The following is an 18755-nucleotide window of genomic DNA, read 5'->3' as shown; positions in this document are numbered from 1 at the left end:
GCAGTCCGTTATCCGTCCATGTTGGCCAGCGTCGCCGCTATCGCAGCGTCGATGGCCGCAAGGTCATCGGCCCCGAGCCGGAGCGTGCCGGCGCGGGCATTGTCGAGCGCCTGCGCCGGGTTTCGCGCACCGCACAGAGCAAAGGTCACGCCCGGTTGCGCCAGCGTCCAGGCGATCACGGCCTGCGCGATGCTCGCGCCGTGCCGCTCCGCGACAGGGCGGATCGCTTGCGCAAAATCCGTCGTCTTTTGCCGGTTGGCGACCGAAAAGCGCGGATTGTCCTTGCGCTGGTCGTCGCCGGAAAAGACGCGCACCGGTCCGATGGTGCCCGACAGGAGGCCGAGCGCCAGCGAGGAATAGCTGAGCGTCGCCACGCCGTTCGGAACAGTGAGCGGCAGCAGGTCCGCCTCGATCTCGCGATCGATCATGCTGAACCGCTCCTGGATCGCGTCGAGCGATCCGGTCTGGATATAGGTTTCGAGCTCCGTCCGGTTGACGTTGCTCGCGCCGATGGCGCGGATCTTTCCGGCCTGTTTCAGATCCTCCAGCGCCGCGACGGTCTCCTCGATGGGGGTCGTCGGGTCCTGCCAGTGGGTGATGTAGAGGTCGATGTAATCCGTGCCGAGCCGGCGCAGGCTCTCTTCGACCTCATGCACGATCGAATCCCGGCCGAGATAGCGATGAACCGGCTTGCCGTCCTGATCGAAGAAGTGCCTGCCCTTCTGCGTGTGCCAGACGAGGCCGCATTTCGTGGCGATCACGGCCTTGTCGCGGCGGCCGGCAATGGCCTTGCCGACGATCTCTTCCGAACGGCCAAGACCATAGGCCGGCGCGGTGTCGATGAGCGTCACGCCGGCATCGAGCGAGGCATGGATTGCGGCAATGGATTGCGCCTCGTCCGTGCCGCCCCACATCCAGCCGCCGATGGCCCAGGTGCCGAGGCCGACGGCCGAGGCGCTGACGCCGGAGCGCCCGATGTCGCGGATCAACTGTTCGCCGCTCATGCGGTAAGTCCTTCTTCGGATGCCAGTTCAAGGATGCGCGCGCCGGTCGCCTCGTCGGTGACGAGCGTATCGAGGTGGCTGCCGCGCAGGACGGAGAGGATGGAGCCGGCCTTGTTGAGCCCGCTCGCAACGCCGATCTTGGTCGGGATCGAGGCGAATTCCTCAAGGGTCAGCGAGACGAGAGCACGGTTGAGACTGTACTCGCAGACCCGGCCCCTGCCATCGAGCAGATGGGCCAGGAGTTCCGCGCTCGCACCGGAATGCTCGATGGCGTTACGGTCCGTGCTGGAAGACGGGTGCAGATCGTAATAGGTCGAGTCGGCGCTGAGGATCGAGCCGATGCCGACGACGGCCACCTTGGCTTCCCGCGCCCGCTGGAAGACATCCGCGACGGAGCGCATGTTCATCAGCATCGCGCGCTGCGCGGCATCGTCGGCGAAGAGTGGCGCATGGATCTGGTAGGAGCGCCCGCCCAGCCGTTCGGCCATCAGCGTCGAGACGTGGTTGACGTCCGTATAGTGCTTGCCCTGGACGCAGCCCGTCGCCGGGATGACCTCGATATCGAAGCGGCGCGGCGCCTGAAGCCCCGCCACGACGGCGCCGACGCCCTTGCCGCCGGTGATGCAGATCGTGTCGCCATCGGCGATCTCTTCGATGAGCAGTCGCGCAGCCGCCTCCCCGACCGCCTGCAGGGCGGTCTGCGGATTGTCCGAAACGGTCGGCACCACCACGGCGCGGCCGATGCCACCGAGCGCCAGAAGCCGTTCTTCCATGTCCACCAGCGGCTCGACCGGCGACTTGATCTTGATCTCGACGAGGCCGAGCTGGCGACCGCGCTTGATGAGGCGATTGACGGTGGCGTGCGAGATGCCGAGCTGGTCGGCGATCTGCGCCTGCGTCAGGCCTTCCAGGAAGTGCAGGACGAGCGCCTGGTGCATCTGGCGGGCGATGACGATCTCTTCGCGCGGGGCGCTCGTGCGGGGTTTCAGTTTGGCGATCGGCATGTCAGGCGGCCTTCCGCTTGTGCAGGAAATGGTCGATGGAAACGGCGGCGAGCAGAATGCAGCCCTTGATCATGTCCTGCCAATAGACCGAGACGTTGAGCAGGATCAGCGACGAGGTGACGAGCGAGAGCAGCGCCATGCCGAGGATGGCCCCGAGGATCGTGCCCGAGCCGCCGCTGAGCGAGGCCCCGCCGATGACCGCCGCGGCGATGATGTTCAGCTCCATGCCGACACCGAAGGTAGGCGTCGCCGCGCCGAAGCGGGACATGTAGATGACACCTGCGACCCCGGCGAGCGTCGAGCACAGCACCGTCACCCAGAACTTCACCTGGTTGGTCTTGATGCCGGAATAGAGCGCGGCCTTCTCGTTGCTGCCGGTATAGAACACCTTGCGGAAGGCGGTCGCCCGTCGCAGCAGGAAATCGAACAGCACGACGACGGCGACGAAGATCAGGATGACATAGGGAACACCGTAGAAGGTGCCCTGCCCCACCGCCTTGAAGCCGGCCGGCAGCGTGAAGAGCGAGAGCGGCGTGCCCTTGGTGATGATGAGGCAAAGCCCGCGCACGATCACCATCGCCGCCAGAGACGTGATGAAATGGTTGAGGCCGACGACCGTCACGAAGAAGCCCATGATGCCGCCGATGGCGCTGCTGGCGGCGATGCCGGCGAGCGAGGCCGTCCAGGGGTCGAGACCGGCAAGGAACAACGAGCCCGACAGCACCATGGCGAAGCAGACGACGGAGCCGACCGCAAGGTCGATGCCGCCGACGATCAGCAGGATCGTCATGCCGACGACGACGATCCCCTCCACCGAAAAGCTCATCAGCATGGCGCGGAAGTTGCCGAGCGTCAGGAAGTGCGGCGAGGCGAAGGTCATGATCACGCCGATGGCGAGGATGATCGCGATCAGTCCGGCTTCCCGCATCGTGCCGAAGCGCTTGATGGACGATGTTTTCGGCGCAGCCGCCGCCATCGTGTCGATTGCCATTTCCCTCTCTCCCATTTTCTTCTCACGCGGCATGATGGGCCGCCTGCGCCGCGCCGAGCCCCGAGGCAAGGCGGATGACGGCTTCTTCCGACATCTCGTCCGCGCCTAGTTCCCCTGCGATCTGCCCTTCCCGCACGACCAGCACGCGGTCGGCAAGGCCCAGCAGTTCCGGCATTTCCGATGATATGACGACGATACCGATGCCCGCGCGCGCCAGGTCGCGCAGCAGGCGGTGAATTTCCGTCTTGGCGCCGACGTCGATGCCGCGCGTCGGCTCGTCCATCAGGATGACCTTCGGCTTCACCGCCAGCTGCTTGGCGATCGCCACCTTCTGCTGGTTGCCGCCGGACAGCGACTTGACGGGCGCTTCGATGCCGCCCATGCGAACGGCGAGCCGTTTTGCGAAATCCTCCGCAAGCGCCGCCTCGGCGCGGCTGTCGAGCAGACCCGCGGCATTGGTGAGCGCCTTGAGATCCAGCGCGGAAATGTTCTGCGCGATGGACATGTCGAGGAAGACGCCGGACCCCTTGCGGTCCTCGGAGAGATAGACGATGCCCGCCTTCACGGCATCGGCATAGGACGCGATCTTCCGGGGAGCGCCATGCAGACGCACCGTGCCCGTCACATGCGAGCGCAGGCCGCAGATGCCTTCGGCGATCTCCGTGCGGCCGGAGCCGATCAGGCCGCCGATCCCCAGGATCTCGCCCTTTCGTAAGCTGAGGCTGACATTCTGGAAGCGCACGCCGTCGCCGAGACCGTCGACATCGAGGATCGTTTCGCCGCTGGCTTCCTGCGGGTCGAGCTTGGCCGGATAGAGCTGCGTGATCTCACGGCCCACCATGCGGCGCACCACGTCGTCGGGCGTCACGTCGGCGATACGGTCTGTGCAGACGTAGCGGCCGTCGCGGAAGACGGTTACCCGGTCGCACAGGCTGAAAATCTCGGCCATGCGGTGGCTGATATAGATGATCGAGATGCCGTTCGCCTTGAGGTCGCGAATGATCGCGAAGAGTTGCTGCGCCTCGGTTTCGGTCAGCGCGGCGGTCGGCTCGTCGAGGATCAGCACGCGGCAATCGAGCGTCAGGGCCTTGGCGATCTCGACAAGCTGCTGGCTGGAGATCGGCAGGTCCGCCACCTTGCGGCGGACATCGATGGCGGCAAGGCGGTTCATGACGGCCTGCGCGTCGCGTTCCAGCGCACGGTAGTTCATGAAGGGCGAGCGGCGGCGGTTGGTGGCCGCCATGAACATGTTTTCGGCGACCGTCGCGTCCGGGCAGAGCGCGATTTCCTGATGCACGAGGCCGATGCCGAGCGACTGGGCGGCGGCCGGAGACGCGATGCGGACCGGCTTGCCATCGACGCGGATTTCGCCCTCGGTCGGCTGCAGCACGCCCGCGATGATGTTCATCAGCGTCGACTTGCCGGCGCCGTTCTCGCCGCAGAGCGCATGGACCTCGCCGCGCTCGAGCGTGAAGCCGACATCCGTCAACGCCTTCACCGCCCCGAAATGCTTGGTCACGCCATGAATGGTGAGCACCGGCTCCGCCATCGTCATCCTCCGTCCTTTCGAGGCCATCCGCGCCGGAGGGCGCGGATGGCATTCGCTTGGGAGCTTACTCCTCGATACCCTTGGTGCCGCGGCGCTTCAGGTACTTGTCCCAGTAGAAGTCGTCGGCGTTTTCAGCCGTGACGATGGACAGGCCATTGTCGACCACCGGAATGCTCATCGGATTGAAGCCCGAACGCTTGGCGTCGTTCATCGGATCGATGAGTTCCGGGTGCTTGGCGAGCCACAACAGCATGAAGCCCATGTAACCCTGCATGCCCTGGTTCGGGTTGATCGAGCCGAAAACCTCGCCGGCCTTGATCATGTCGAGGATGTTGGCGTTGACGTCCGCGCACATGACGAGGACCTTGCCGCCCGCTTCCTTGTTGGCCTGCGCCGCGCCGATGGCCGAATTGGCTTCCGGCATGAAGACCGCACCGAGGTTCGGATTGGCCTGGATGAGGCTGGAAAGCCCCTGATAGGCCTTGGTCGGATCCTGGTTCGAGGCGGCGCGGCCGACGAGCTTCATGTCCGGCCACTTCTCTTCCATGCGGGCGATGAAGGCGGCGATGCGCTTGTCGTGGTTGTCCTGGCCCGGATTTTCGAGCACCGCATATTCGCCCTTGCCGCCCATCTTCTCGGCGATCGCATCGGCCGCATAGGTGCCTTCGCGGGTATTGTCCGAGGTGATGAAGGAAACGCGCTTGGAAAGCGGCGAGTCTGCGGCGAAGGTCACGACGGCCGTGCCCTGGTCGATGGCGCGGTTGATCGGTTCGATGAACGGATCGGAGTTCATCGGATGGACGAGGATGCCGGCCGGGTTCTGGGCCAGCGCCTGGTCGAAGGTGGCGATCTGCTTGTTCACGTCATATTCGGGCGTGCCGGTATATTCCGTCTCGCAGCCCAGCTGCTGGCCGGCCTGCTTGAACATTTCATAGACCGGGAACCAGTATTCGACGCCCGATACCATGACGTTCATGACGTATTTTTCGCCCGGCTTGCAGCGGAACGGATTCTCCGTCTCGGCGGCGGCGGAGCCGGCAAAAAGCGTTGCTGCGAGGACCGCCATGGCGGTCGTGCTGAAAAAAGTGCGCAAAAGTCCTCCTCGAGGCCGAAGCCCCTCCCAAAAAGCCCTGGGCGTCGTTTTCCAACGCCGCTGATCTCAGTGAAGACCGAACTTCCTCCTCGAAGTCCGGTATGGGCAGCTAATCGCAAAGCACATTGCGTGTCAATATAATTCAAACAATGAAATATATTTCAGATTGTAGGGCTGAAATCAAGGCCGCGCGATGAAATATCTTTCACGCAGGCACCGTAGCAGACGACGTGCACGACTTCGCCTGCCTGTTCGTTCACGCCGGCTGGACTTCGACGGTCACATGCGAGAGGGCTTCGATATGGGCGAGGCGCGCCTTGTAGTCGGACGGCGCCTTGGGCTGCGGCGAGGCAATGGAGACGATGGCCGCATGATGGCCGGGACCGACCTGCCAGACATGGAGATCGGTGATGCGCTCCTCGCCACGCTCCAGCGCCGCGCGGATATCGGCCACCAGCCCCTCCCCTTCCGGCACGGCATCGATCAAAACGCCGCCTGTCTCGCGGATGAGACCCCAGGACCAGCGCACGATCACCAGCGCGCCGACGACGCCCATCGCCGGGTCCGCCCAAAGCCAGCCGTAGCTTCGGCCAAGCAGAAGCGCGGCAATGGCCAGCACGGAGGTCAGGGCATCCGCCAGCACGTGCAGATAGGCGGCGCGCAGATTGTTGTCGCGCGTGTGGCGATCATGGTCGTGCGGATGCGCATGGGAATGCGCGTGCCCGTGGTGATGGTGTCCATGATCGTCGCGCAGCAGCCAGGCGCTCAACAGGTTGACCAGAAGGCCCGCAACGGCGACCGCGATTGCCTGTTCGAAGCTGATGGCAACCGGGTTGGCGAGCCGAACGAAGCTTTCCCAGCCGATCAGAAGCGCAATCAGCGCCAGCACGATGGCGCTGGCGAAACCGGCGAGGTCGCCAAGCTTGCCCGTGCCGAAGGTGAAGCGCGGGTCCCGGGCGTGGCGGCGAGCGTAGGAATAGGCGAGCGCGGCGATCAGCATGGCGCCGGCATGGGTGGACATGTGCCAGCCATCCGCGACCAGCGCCATCGAACCATAGACAGTGCCGGCGAGAATTTCCGCCACCATCATGCTCGCCGTCAGCGCGATGACGAGCCAGATGCGGCGCTCGTTGCGATGGTGATCGGCGCCGAGGAAGACATGGTCGTGCGTGAGGCCTGCCGTGGAATGCGTCGTCATGGTTTCGTTCCGTCCCGCGCTATTTCAGATAGGTCCTGATGACCTCGATCAGTTCCTCGCCGCCCTGCCGGCGGCCAGCCTCGGTTTCAGCGCCGACAACGTGGTGGCGGAGGTGATCTTCCATCACTTCCGCCGTGAGGCCGGCCAATGCGCCCCGCACAGAGGCCAGCTGACGCAAAATCTCCGCGCACCCCGCCTCACCCTCCAGCGCACGCTCCACGCCCTCCAGCTGCCCTCTGAGGCGCCGTGTGCGGGCAATCAGCTTGTCTTTCTGGAGAATCGTATGGCTCATCCGGGTTCTCGTCGCATTTATAATATACCCCCCTATACTATATTGGCGCCCCTTGGTGAAGACCTGGAACCGTTTCGCCTGAAAAGACTCCCCGGCCTGGACCGGGGAGCAAGAGCGGGCCGGTTCCGGGACTACGCCTTCACCCGCGCAGCCGTCGGGTCGTAGAGCGGTTCGAGGTGGATCCTTGCCGGCGTCGGCTCCATGGCGACGACGAGTTCGTAACGCCCCTCAAGAAGGAAGGCGTCATCGATACCATCGGCGCGGCGCACGTAGCCGTAACCGATGTTCTTGCCGAGCGTGTAGCCGTAACCGCCGCTGGTGAGATAGCCGACGGGTTCGCCATTGCGAAGGATCGTCTCGCGACCGACCAGAACGATATCGGGATTGTCGACCGTGAAGCCGGCAAAGGCCTTCTGGCGCGGCGCGCCCTGCACGGCCGCCAATGCCTTGCGACCGAGGAAGTCGGTATCCTTGCGCAGCTTCACCGCCCAGCCGAGACCCGCATCGAAGGGCGTGTCGTTCGGCGTGATATCGGAACCCCAGGCGCGGTAGCCCTTTTCCAGCCGCAGCGATTCCAGCGCGCGATAGCCGACGGGGCGAATGCCGAAGGGTTCGCCGGCGGCCATGAGCGCATCGAAGACCGTTCCGATGGCGTCGATCGGCACATGCAGCTCCCAGCCGAGCTCGCCGACATAGGTGACGCGCAACGCCCGCACCGCATGGCCCGCAATCGGGATTTCGCGCACGTGGCCGAAGGGGAAGGCGGTATTGGAAACATCCGCGCCGGTCACGGCCGCGAGCACGTCGCGGGCCTTCGGCCCCATCAGCGACAGCGTGCCGTAGGCCTCCGTCACGTCGCGAAGCGTCGCATCGAGGCCGGCGGGGATGTGGTCGGCGATCCAGCCGAGATCGTGGGTGCGGAAGCCCGTGCCCGTGACGATGTAGAACAGGTCATCCGCAAGGCGCGCGACCGTCAGGTCGGCCTCGATGCCGCCGCGGCTGTTGAGAAGCTGGGTATAGGTCAGCCGCCCCGCCGGTTTCCCGACATCGTTGGCGCAGACCCAGTCGAGCGCCTTCTGCGCATCCTGCCCCGCCATCTCGTATTTGGCGAAGGAGGACTGGTCGAAGATGCCGACCGCCTCGCGCACATGGCGGTGCTCCTCGCCGACGGCCGTAAACCAGTTCTGCCGCCCCATGGAATAGACGTCCTTCGGCTCCATTCCCGCGGGCGCGAACCAGTTCGGCCGCTCCCAGCCGAGCTTCGAACCGAAGACCGCGCCATGCGCCTTCAGGCGCTGATAGAGCGGCGAGACGATGCGCGGACGGCCGCTCTCGTATTCCTCGTGCGGAAAGGCGACCGTATAGTGTTTGCCGTAAGCCTCAAGCGTGCGGTCGAGCACCCATTGCCGGTCGCGGTGCATGCCGGCAAAGCGGCGGATATCGACCACCCAGAGATCGAGCGGCGCCTCGCCGTCGACCACCCATTGCGCCAGCACCCAGCCGGCCCCGCCCCCCGAGGCAATGCCGAAGGCGTTGAAGCCGGCGCCGACGAACATGTTGGAGCATTCCGGCGCGACACCCAGGATGAAGTTGCCGTCGGGCGTAAAACTCTCCGGGCCGTTGATCATCTGCTTGACGCCCACCTTCTCCAGCGCCGGCACGCGGGCGATGGCCTCCACCATATGCTGCTCGAAATGGTCGAAATCGTCGTCGAAGAGCCGGAAGGCCCATTCGTCCGGCACGTCGCCGGTCGTCCAGGGCTGCGGGTTCGGCTCGTAGCCGCCCATCACCAGCCCGCCGACCTCTTCCTTGAAATAGGTGCGCCGGTCGGGGTCGCGGATGGTCGGCGCATCCGTCGAGAGGCCTGGCACCTTTTCCGTGATGATATACTGGTGCTTCACCGGCTGCAGCGGTACGTTGATGCCCGCCATCGCCCCCACCTGCCGCGCCCACTGGCCCGCGCAATTGACCACCTTCTCGCAGGCGATGTCCCCGAGCGTGGTGCGCACGCGGGTGATGCGGCCGCCGTCCATCTCGAAGCCTGTCACCCGCACGTTCTCGACGATCCTCGCCCCATGCATGCGCGCGCCCTTGGCGAGCGACTGGGTGATATCCGAGGGGCTGGCCTGCCCGTCCGTCGGCAGCCAGCTCGCGCCGACGAGGTCGCCCGTCTCCATCAGCGGCCACGTGGCCTTCACCTCGGCAGGGGTCAGCAGATGCATGTCCATGCCGAAGCTCTTCGCCGTAGTGGCGAGGCGCCGGAACTCCGTCCAGCGGTCCTGATTGGTGGCAAGTCGCAGGCATCCCGTCATCTTCCAGCCGGTCGCAAGGCCCGTTTCCGCTTCCAGGCCCTTGTAGAGATCGACGGAATATTTCAGCACGCGGGTGATCGAGGCCGAGGACCGCAGCTGGCCAACGAGACCTGCCGCATGCCAGGTCGAGCCCGATGTCAGCGTGCCCTGCTCCAGCAGCACGACATCCGCCTTGTGGTCGCGCGCCAGATGATAGGCCGTGGAGCAGCCGATGATGCCGCCGCCGATGACGACGATTGCGGCGTGGGATGGCAGGGTCATTGTGCGTCTTTCCCGTGATGCGTTCTGTAGTGGTCGAGCGCCTGGTCGAGGCGCTCCAGGTTCTCTGCCGTATAGGCAGCATAGTCGGCGCCGGGCGCGGCAAGGTGCAGTTCCGACACCATGCTCCACATCGCCTCGCGCAGCAGCGAAGCGCACTGCATGGCGGCATGGGCGCGGTGTGTCGCCGGGTCCGGCGCGCGGCCGAAATAGGCTTCGAGGAAGTCGTCCGCCGCCTCGGGTGAAAGCCCGGCATTGGAGGTGGCTCCGGCGAGATCGAACATCGCGGTGGAAAAGCCCGCATATTCGAAATCGATCAGCCAGAGACGCTCGCCATCGTCGAGAATGTTGGCCGGTAGCAGATCGTTGTGGCCGAAGACGATAGGCAGCGGCACCTGCGCCGCCTCAAGCTCGTCGGCCAGCGCAAGGTAGTCCGGCAGATACGCCGCCATGCGGCTGCCGCCCGCCTTCAGCGTGCGGGCATAGTCGCGGACCACATGAAAAGGCCAGAAGAGAAAGGCCGCACCGCTGATTTCCCTGGGCATCCCGGTGTGGAAACGCCGCAGCAGCTCCGCCACGCGGCGCCGCGCAGCAACCACGTCCTGCGGCCCGAAGGTCTTGGCTCCGAGATAGGCGCTGACCATGACGCCGGGCTCGGCATAACGGATCTCCGGCCCGAAGCCCGCCGCATGCGCCGCCCGCGCCGTCATCAATTCCCGCTCGCGGAAGACATGGTGAAAGGGATAGTCCTTGCCGAAGCGCACCACATGGCGCCCTGCCCCGTCGTCGACGCGATAACTTTCGTTGCTGATGCCGCCCTTCAGCGGCGAAATCTCGATGCGGCCGTGCCAGCAGGGCAAGGCCCGAATGCGGTCTTCCACGGTCCGGCTGCGTTCGCCGTGCCCCTCCATGAGATCCCCCCGAAATGGCTTCGCACGCTATTCCCTTTTGCGGTTTTCAGCGCGTGCACGGCCAATCTCACGCCGGAGAGGTTCGGCTGTCAATTGTCATATGTGGCTTTTTCTGCTTTTTCGCCCGTTTTTGCGGCTTTCTTGCCAGACGGCTTTCGACGGATTATGAAATAGGGACAACCCCTTGCCGAGCGACGGATATGAACCACTCCAAGCGCCACAGCGACATCCTCCGGCTTCTTGAGCAGGAAGGCACGGTGACGATCGCCGATCTTGCCAAAAAGCTCGACGTCTCCCTGGAGACCGTGCGGCGGGATATCAAGCCGCTGACGACGAACGGAACCGTCGTGAAGATGCACGGTGCGGTGGCCCTGCCTTCCGTCGTCGGCGAGGCGCCCTTTGAAAAGCGCATGCGCGAGAACAGCGAGGCGAAGAAAGCCATCGCCACCGCTGTAGCGTCGACGATTCGCGATGGCGATTCTATCATGCTGGATACGGGCACGACGACAAGTTATCTCGCTCGCGAGCTGCTCGGCCATCGCCGGTTGACCGTCGTCACCAATTCCTCCGACATCGCCCGCACGCTGTCCACCGTCAACGGCAACCGCGTCTATATGGCGGGCGGCGAGTTGCGCAGCGACAACGGCGCGGCTTTCGGCATTTCGGCCATCGAGTTCATCAGCCACTTCACTGTCGGCCACGCCGTCATAACGACGGGCGCCATCGATGCCGCCATCGGCATCATGGACTACGATCTCGAAGAAGCGGAATTCGCGCGCGCCGTCCTTTCGCGCGGCAAACGCGCCATCGTCGTCACGGACCACAGCAAGTTCGGCCGCCAGGGCCTCGTGCGCGTCTGCCCCTTCGACGCGCTGACGGATCTCTTCACCGACAAGGCCCCGCCGCGAGAGCTGACCGCGGCACTCAAGACGGCCGGCGTTACCGTCACCCTGCCGCGGTAACACCCAAACGAGAAGAGGCGGCCAAAGCCGCCCCTCCCCTTCCCCGCAGGTGTTCCCGTCAGTCTTCTTCCTGGAACACTTGCTCGCGCTTGGCCTTCACCGAAGGCAGGAACACGACGATGAGGACCGCCAGCGCGATGGCGAGCAGGACGGCGCTGATCGGCCGCGTGACGAAGGTCGTCGGATCGCCGCGCGAGAGGATCATGGCGCGGCGCAGGTTCTCTTCGAGCAGCGGGCCGAGCACGAAACCGAGCAGCAGGGGCGCCGGTTCGCAACGCAGCTTGACGAGCAGATAACCGCCGAGACCGAACAGCGCGACCGCATAGAGGTCGAACACATTGGAATTCACGCTGTAGACGCCGATCGAGCAGAAGGCCATGATGATCGGGAAGAGCACATAGTAGGGCACCGTCAGCAGCTTCACCCAGAGGCCGATCAGCGGCAGGTTCAGGACGACGAGCATCAGATTGCCGATCCACATGGAGGCGATGATGCCCCAGAACAGCGTGGGCTGTTCGGCTGCCACATTCGGCCCCGGCACGATGCCCTGAATGATCATCGCCCCCACCATCAGCGCCATGACCGGGTTCGCGGGAATACCGAGCGTTAACAAGGGGATGAAGGACGTCTGAGCACCGGCATTGTTGGCCGACTCCGGGCCCGCGACACCCGCGATCGCACCCCTGCCGAACTCCTCCGGATGATCGGAAATGCGCTTTTCCACCGTATAGGACGCGAATGCCGCAAGGATCGCGCCGCCGCCGGGCAGGATGCCGAGCGCCGAGCCGATGGCCGTACCGCGCAACACCGGGCCGACCATGCGCTTGAAATCGTCCTTCGTCGGCCAGAGGCCTGCGACCTTCGCCATCAGCACGCTGCGCGACTTTTCGCCCTCGAGGTTGCGCAGGATTTCGGCGATGCCGAAAACGCCGACGGCAACTGCAACGAAGTTGAGCCCGTCCGCGTATTCCCGGATGCCGAGGGTAAAGCGCGGCGTACCGGTATAGATGTCCGTGCCGACGAGGCCGAGCAACAGGCCGAGCGCCACCATGGCCAGCGCCTTGACGATGGAACCGTGGGCCAGCGCGATGGAGGAGACGAGACCGACGACCATCAGGGAGAAATATTCCGCTGCGCCGAATTCCAATGCGACGGCCGTCAACGGGATGGCGAAGATCGCCACGAGGAAGGTCGAGACCGTGCCGGCGAAGAAGGAGCCAAGCGCGGCGATGGAGAGTGCGGCCCCTGCCCTGCCCTTGCGCGCCATCTGATAGCCGTCGATAGCGGTCACGGCTGAGGACGACTCGCCCGGCATGTTGATCAGGATGGCGGTGGTCGAACCGCCATATTGCGCACCGTAGTAGATGCCGGCGAGCATGATCAGCGAGGAGACGGGCTCCAGCTGGAAGGTGATGGGCAGAAGCATGGCAATGGTCGCCGTGGCGCCGATGCCGGGCAACACGCCGATCAGCGTGCCGAGCAGGACGCCGATGAGGCAGAAGGCAAGGTTTGCGGGCGAGGCGGCGGTGGCAAAACCAAGCGCGAGGTTATGAAAGAGATCCACGGGCGCCTCCTAGAGCCGGGTCCACGGACCGAACCGTTCGAACGGCAGGCCGAGGGCATAACTGAATACGGCCACGGAAAAGACCGTGATGGCGGCCGCCAGTGCGAGCGCCATCAGCGGCTTCATGCGCGTCGAGGCGAAGGCGGCGATGAGCGCGGCAAAGAAAAGCGACGGCACGAAGCCGAGACCGCGCACCGTGAGCCCGAAGAAGACCGGGGCAGGGAGGATGAACAGCATGCCGCGCAACGCGAGCGGCCCCATCGGCTCCCCCTGCACCCGCGTCGCCTGCACCAGCACGACGACACCGAGGATAGCCAGGATCACCGCCAGGACCAGCGGAAAATAGCCCGGCCCCATGCGGAAAGCTGTGCCAAGTTCGAGGTTAAGGCATTGATAGATAAAGAAGCCGCCGAGTGCGATGAAGGTCAGACCGCAGATCGCATTGGTGCTGTCGAATTGAACGTTTTTCATGGATATCCCTCTCCCAACGACCGGGAACGGTCGCGCCGACAGCTCGGTTCGTGACGGCGGTCAACGCCGCCACGAACCCGCTGTATCGCTCAGTCGGCGTATTGACCGGCGGCCTCGATCACCGGCTTCCAGCGGGCGATCTCGCCTTCCAGCTTTGCCTTGAGGGCTGCGGGCGTCGCATCGGCCTCGCCGGACGGCGCCGTGCCGAGTTCGGCAAAACGGGCGACGACGTTGGGATCCTTCAGTGCAAGCTGCAGCGACTTGGAAAGCCGTTCCGTTACCTCCGCCGGCGTCCCCTTCGGCGCGTAGATGCCGTGCCAGATGCCCACCTGGAAACCGGGCAGCCCAGCCTCTTCCGCCGTCGGAATATCCGGGAGATTGCCGAGACGGGCCGGGGAGGTCACAGCATAGGCCTTGATCGTGCCGCCCTGAATCTGCTTCGTCGTGTTGGTCGTCTGGTCGCACATCACGTCGACCTGGCCACCGAGCAGGTCAGTCATGGCCGGGCCTGTGCCCTTGTAGGGGACGGTGGTGAACTGCGTCTGCAACGCGCTCATCAGCATCATGCCGCAAAGATGGGACGCCGCACCGATACCGGCATTGGCCACCGTCACGGTGTCCTTGTTCGCCTTCATGTAGTCGATCAGGCCCTTGAGGTCCGTCGGCTCAAGATCCTTGCGCGCGACGATGGCCATCGGCACGTCGGTAACGAGCCCCACATATTCAAAGGCATTCAGCGTATCATAGGCCAGCTTGCGATAGAGCGTCGCGCTCGTCGCCATGCCGATATGATGCAGCAGCAGCGTATAACCATCCGGGTCCGCGCTGGCCACGCGGCCCGCGCCGAGCGTGCCGCCGGCGCCGCCGACATTCTCGACCACGATCTGCTGGCCGAGATCCTTCGACATGGCTTCGGCGACGAGACGCGTGACCGTGTCCGTCGGACCGCCCGCCGAGAACGGGACGACCATGGTGATGGTGCGCTCCGGATAGGTCTGGCCAAAGGCGGAGGTGGCGAGCAGCAATGCGGCAAAAGTCGCCGAAATGCCGGTGGGTGCTTTCATGGTCTTCATCAAATCCTCCCGATGAAATCCCAGCCGGCGCGGCTCCTCCCGGCCGGTTCTGGATGGCCAAGAGTGCCGCGCCGCGGGTTCGGAACAAGCGATCGGGCGGATTTACGGGCAAGTTTACGGCGGTAAACTCGGGCCGTTGGGTGGAAATGGGGACAAATGGCGCAATCGATGGGTGGAAATCCACCCATCGGGACCTTAGAAATCGTCCTGCAAAGCCTCGGAAGTGGGGTTCTTGTCGAGTCCGTACTTCTGCATTTTCTCGTAGAGCGTCTTGCGGGAGACGCCGAGTCGCTCGTAAACCGGCTTCAGACTGCCGCCATGGGCGGCGAGGGCACTTGCGATCAGGCCCTTTTCATAGGCTGCGACCTTGTCGGCAAGGCGCTGCGGTTCGAGCGGCGAGGGCGCATCGCCGGCCGCTCCATGGAGACCGAGGACAAAGCGGTCCGCGGCATTGCGCAATTCCCGTACATTGCCCGGCCAGTTCCGCTCGGCAATATCCGTTATCAGCTCAGGCGGCACATCGACATCGCTGCGCATGTAGCGCGCCGCGGCTTCGCGCACGAGCTGAAGGAAGAGGAGCGGGACGTCCGCCTGACGCTGGTTGAGCGAGGGGACATGAAGCGTCGCAACGTTCAGCCGGTAGAGCAGGTCGGCGCGAAACCGTCCCGCCGCCACTTCTGCCGCAAGATCCACCTTGCTCGTGGCGATGAAGCGCACGTCGAGCGGCACGGGTTCGTTCGACCCCAGACGGGTGATGATCCGCTCCTGCAGCACGCGCAGGAATTTGGCCTGCAAGTCGAAAGGCATGGAGCCGATCTCATCCAGCAGGATCGTGCCGCCACGGCCATGTTCGAACTTGCCGTAGCGGGGTCGAAGCGCTCCCGGAAAGGCACCGGCCTCGTGGCCGAACAACTCGCTCTCGATCAGATTTTCGGGCAAGGCCGCGCAGTTGATAGCGATGAAGGGCTTGTTCGCGCGCGCACTGATATCGTGCAGGGCTCGCGCGACGACCTCCTTGCCCGCTCCCGTCTCACCGATGATCAGGGTATCGGCATCCGCCGCGCCGATGGCCCGCAGTTTGTAGCGCAGGTCCACCATCACCTGCGTGCGTCCGGGAAGCCGCGCTTCGATATCGTCCCGCTTTCCGGCGACGGCCCGGAGACGACGATTTTCCAGGACGAGGCTTCGGCGGTCCATCGCACGGCGGATGATGCCGGCAAGGTGCTGCACCGTGAATGGCTTCTCAAGGAAGTCGTAGACGCCCGCCCGCATGGCGCTGACCGCCAACTGCACATCCGCGTGACCGGTGACGAGAATGACCGGCACTTCCGGATCCACCTCACGGATCCGTTGCAGCAGCGTCATGCCATCCATACCGGGCATGCGGATGTCGCTGACCACCACACCATTGAAGGCATAGCCGACCAGCTCCAGCACCGGTTCCGCGCTGGAGAACGTATCGACCTCAAGGCCGAAAAGTTCCAATGCCTGCGCTGACGAGCGACGCATCTCTTCTTCGTCGTCGATCAGCAGGATGCGTGTGTCCGTCATTCTGCAGCCTCCCGCGCGGCGGCTGCACTGTCGAGCTCGATACGGAAGACGGCCCCGCCATCCGTTCGGTCAGCGACGGAGAGATTTCCACCGAAGTCCTTGATAATATTATAGGAAATCGAGAGACCCAGACCAAGCCCCTTCCCGACGCCCTTGGTGGTGAAGAAGGGATCGAAGATACGTTCGGTGATTGCCGCCGGCACGCCCGGCCCGCGATCGCAAACCTCGATGACGACGCGCTCCTCCACGCGGGAGGCCGAAAGCAGGATCTCCCGGTCGTCCAGTCCTTCCACGGCATCCGCGGCATTGCTGACGATGTTCACGAGAACCTGTTGAAGGCGCACCGGACCGGCTTTCACAATGAGATCCTGCCCATCGAGTGCCACCGTCAACCGCGCACCCGCCGCCTTGAGGCGAGGTGCGACGATTTCCAGTGTGTCCGCGATGACGTCGGGGAGGGGAACCGGCCCCAGTTTCTCGTTCGGCTTTCGCGCGAAGTTACGTAAGTGGCGGCTTATGGACGCCATGCGATCGATAAGGCTCGAAATACGGCGCACATTATCCTGTGCTTCCGGCGCCCGGCCGCGGTCGATGAGGAGAGCAGCACTGTCTGCATAGGTCTTTGCCGCCGCCAGCGGCTGATTGAATTCATGGGAAAGCGCTGCCGACATCTGCCCGAGACCCGCCAGCTTGCCCGCCTGGATGAGGTCGGCCTGCGTCTTGCGCAGCTCCTGCTCGGTCAGGCGACGCTCGGCGATCTCCAGTTCGATCTGCTCATTGACCCGCGCGAGATCGGCGGTGCGTTCCTCGACCCGATGTTCGAGCTCGTTGCGCGCTTCCTCCTGAAGGCGCAAGCGCTCCACGACCCGGGCGCGGCGTTGCCAAAGCACGGCGAGACCCAGGCCGGCAAGGCAGATGAACAGCAGCACGGCGATCAACGCCGTTCGGGCTTGCGTGCGCACCGAGGCGGTGTCGAGCAGAACGTTGACCGTCCAGTCGGCCTCCGGCATGTAGTGCGACAGCCGTAGATATTCCCGCGCCGTTCCTTCCCCGGCGATCCGCATCAGGTGTTGACCGTGGTAAACTGATTCGGTGGCGCGCAGCGGCTTCAACACGGCTTCGGCATAACGGCGCGATGCCTGTGTACGTGCGAGGCGAGGGGCATCGAGCGGCAGGATGCCGGTATAGAGCCATTCCGGACTGCCGCTCATGAAGACGATCCCTTCCGGGTCCGCCACGAAAATCTTGTATTCGCCGCCCCGCCAGGATGCCTCGATGGATTCGATATCGACCTTGAAAACGATGACGCCGAGAATCTTCTTCGCCACCACCACCGGCGACGAGAAATAATAGCCTCGCTTCAGCGAGGTCGTACCAAGGGCATAGAACCGCGCCGGGTGACCGGCGATGGCGTCCCGGAAATAGGGTCGGTAGCTGAAATTCTCGCCGATGAAGGTACCGGGCTGGTCATAATTGCTGGCGGCGACCGTATTGCCGTCCGGCGTCATGACATAGATGTCGGAAGACTCCAGCAGATCGTTGATTTCCTTGAGATATTTGTTTGCTACCCTGCGTAGTGACGGACTGTCGGGTGCCTGCAGAAGTCCTTCGATGTCGGCGTGGTCGGCAATCAGCGCGGGCAGGGGTTCATAGCGACTGAGATGGCCGGCGAGCGCAGCAACGGCGAGGCGCAAGGCCGAGCCAGCCTGCAGAGACGCTTCGTCCATATAGCTGCGCGTCAACAGGGCGCTGCCCTGGAGAATGGCGAGCACGACGACGACCGGCACGATCGCGAAGGCCAGGGCATGACGCAGCTTCACGGATTGACGGCTCCTCTCCGTTTCCTAGCCACCATCCTACCGGGCGGGCTCGGTCTTTCCTAGAGGGGAGGGGAGGGGGGAGGGACCTAGTCCGGCAGACGGCTGTCGCCGAGATCGACCTTCAGGAACGACGCGATCGCCTCGACCACAATCGCATGATCGATCCGCTCCGGCACACCCGAAACGGTAACCGCACCGATGCAGCCGAGATCGCCGACGATCAGCGGGAAGCTGCCACCGTGAACCGAAAAATCACTATGGGGGAGGTTGCGCGCCTCTACCTGATCCCGTCCCGAAAGCGCAAGGCGTCGACCGACGAGATAGGATGCGTTCCAGAGACGGAGAACAGTGTTGCGCTTGCGCCGGATCCACTCGACATTGTCGGTCGTGGTGCCCGGCAGGGCGCTATGGAAAAGCGTGCGGTCGCGCATCGAGACGTCGATCGCCACGCCCGCACCCCGTGCAAGTGCGATTTCCCGAACCCGGTTGCCCAGAACCCATGCATCATCGGGACTGAAATGTCCGAAGCGCAGCATTTCCTCCTGCTGCTCCAACCGCCGGATATCCTGCACTATCGCTTCCGTCATTTTCGTCTCCCTTTGATCCTCTCTCGTTCCTAGCGGGACTTGTCGTGCAGGAAAAGGGGCCGCTTGACGGGGATCAAGGTTGCGGTGCACGAGGAGGCTAGGGTAGGGGACCCTG

At 64.3% G+C, this 18755-nt stretch carries 16 protein-coding genes; 1 reads left to right on the top strand and 15 read right to left on the bottom strand.

Annotated elements, in window-relative coordinates:
• Nucleotides 1-8: 8 nt before the first annotated feature.
• The 9 genes from V8U06_RS25570 to V8U06_RS25530 all read right to left on the bottom strand — a co-directional run bounded on the left by V8U06_RS25570 (nucleotide 9) and on the right by V8U06_RS25530 (nucleotide 10612).
• Nucleotides 9-1004 carry an aldo/keto reductase gene (locus V8U06_RS25570; protein WP_427143074.1) on the bottom strand — a complete coding sequence of 332 codons (996 nt, stop codon included), beginning with the start codon at nucleotides 1002-1004 and terminating at the stop codon, nucleotides 9-11.
• A complete protein-coding gene (locus V8U06_RS25565; RefSeq protein WP_427143073.1) occupies nucleotides 1001-2008 on the bottom strand; it encodes a sugar-binding transcriptional regulator in 1008 nt (335 codons plus the stop codon). The genes V8U06_RS25570 and V8U06_RS25565 overlap by 4 nt, the downstream gene beginning before the upstream one ends.
• A gap of 1 nt (nucleotide 2009) precedes the next feature.
• The gene (locus V8U06_RS25560; RefSeq protein ID WP_226922388.1) at nucleotides 2010-2999 is read right to left on the bottom strand and encodes an ABC transporter permease; all 990 of its coding nucleotides are present in this window, start codon (nucleotides 2997-2999) and stop codon (nucleotides 2010-2012) included.
• 22 nt (nucleotides 3000-3021) lie between these two features.
• On the bottom strand, nucleotides 3022-4548 hold the full coding sequence (locus V8U06_RS25555; protein WP_427143098.1) for a sugar ABC transporter ATP-binding protein: 1527 nt from the start codon (nucleotides 4546-4548) through the stop codon (nucleotides 3022-3024).
• A 64-nt stretch (nucleotides 4549-4612) separates the two neighbouring features.
• Complete coding sequence (locus V8U06_RS25550) at nucleotides 4613-5641, bottom strand: substrate-binding domain-containing protein (protein ID WP_226922389.1); 1029 nt, start codon at nucleotides 5639-5641, stop codon at nucleotides 4613-4615.
• Nucleotides 5642-5897: 256 nt separating this feature from the next.
• Nucleotides 5898-6839: a CDF family Co(II)/Ni(II) efflux transporter DmeF gene (dmeF, locus tag V8U06_RS25545; protein ID WP_427143072.1), complete on the bottom strand. Its 942-nt coding sequence runs from the start codon at nucleotides 6837-6839 to the stop codon at nucleotides 5898-5900.
• Between the two features lie 19 nt (nucleotides 6840-6858).
• On the bottom strand, nucleotides 6859-7131 hold the full coding sequence (locus tag V8U06_RS25540) for a metal/formaldehyde-sensitive transcriptional repressor (protein ID WP_427143071.1): 273 nt from the start codon (nucleotides 7129-7131) through the stop codon (nucleotides 6859-6861).
• Nucleotides 7132-7262: 131 nt separating this feature from the next.
• Nucleotides 7263-9704, bottom strand: a complete 2442-nt coding sequence (locus V8U06_RS25535) for a GcvT family protein (RefSeq protein ID WP_427143070.1) — start codon at nucleotides 9702-9704, stop codon at nucleotides 7263-7265.
• Entirely contained in the window at nucleotides 9701-10612 is a 912-nt protein-coding gene (locus V8U06_RS25530) for a phosphotransferase (RefSeq protein ID WP_427143069.1), read from the bottom strand. The genes V8U06_RS25535 and V8U06_RS25530 overlap by 4 nt, the downstream gene beginning before the upstream one ends.
• 200 nt (nucleotides 10613-10812) lie before the next feature.
• Between V8U06_RS25530 and V8U06_RS25525 the strand changes: the two genes are divergently transcribed.
• On the top strand, nucleotides 10813-11574 hold the full coding sequence (locus V8U06_RS25525; protein WP_427143068.1) for a DeoR/GlpR family DNA-binding transcription regulator: 762 nt from the start codon (nucleotides 10813-10815) through the stop codon (nucleotides 11572-11574).
• A 58-nt stretch (nucleotides 11575-11632) separates the two neighbouring features.
• Here V8U06_RS25525 and V8U06_RS25520 read toward each other — a convergent pair whose 3' ends face one another.
• The 6 genes from V8U06_RS25520 to V8U06_RS25495 all read right to left on the bottom strand — a co-directional run bounded on the left by V8U06_RS25520 (nucleotide 11633) and on the right by V8U06_RS25495 (nucleotide 18640).
• Nucleotides 11633-13138, bottom strand: coding sequence for a tripartite tricarboxylate transporter permease (locus V8U06_RS25520; protein WP_427143067.1), 1506 nt, complete (start codon nucleotides 13136-13138; stop codon nucleotides 11633-11635).
• Nucleotides 13139-13147: 9 nt separating this feature from the next.
• Nucleotides 13148-13609 (bottom strand): tripartite tricarboxylate transporter TctB family protein, encoded by a 462-nt coding sequence (locus tag V8U06_RS25515; protein ID WP_427143066.1) that lies wholly within the window; start codon nucleotides 13607-13609, stop codon nucleotides 13148-13150.
• Nucleotides 13610-13698: 89 nt separating this feature from the next.
• A complete protein-coding gene (locus tag V8U06_RS25510) occupies nucleotides 13699-14682 on the bottom strand; it encodes a tripartite tricarboxylate transporter substrate-binding protein (protein WP_427143065.1) in 984 nt (327 codons plus the stop codon).
• Between the two features lie 195 nt (nucleotides 14683-14877).
• Nucleotides 14878-16233 (bottom strand): sigma-54-dependent transcriptional regulator, encoded by a 1356-nt coding sequence (locus tag V8U06_RS25505; protein WP_427143064.1) that lies wholly within the window; start codon nucleotides 16231-16233, stop codon nucleotides 14878-14880.
• Nucleotides 16230-18053 carry a sensor histidine kinase gene (locus tag V8U06_RS25500; protein WP_427143063.1) on the bottom strand — a complete coding sequence of 608 codons (1824 nt, stop codon included), beginning with the start codon at nucleotides 18051-18053 and terminating at the stop codon, nucleotides 16230-16232. Before V8U06_RS25500 ends, V8U06_RS25505 begins: the two co-directional genes overlap by 4 nt.
• Nucleotides 18054-18139: 86 nt before the next feature.
• Entirely contained in the window at nucleotides 18140-18640 is a 501-nt protein-coding gene (locus V8U06_RS25495; protein WP_226922399.1) for a heme-degrading domain-containing protein, read from the bottom strand.
• Nucleotides 18641-18755 lie beyond the last annotated feature (115 nt).

It is taken from the genome of Shinella sp. G-2 (assembly GCF_050172695.1).
Classification (GTDB): Bacteria; Pseudomonadota; Alphaproteobacteria; order Rhizobiales; family Rhizobiaceae; genus Shinella.
Note: the sequence above shows the minus strand (reverse complement) of the source record. Positions and strands in the feature narration are given on the sequence as shown.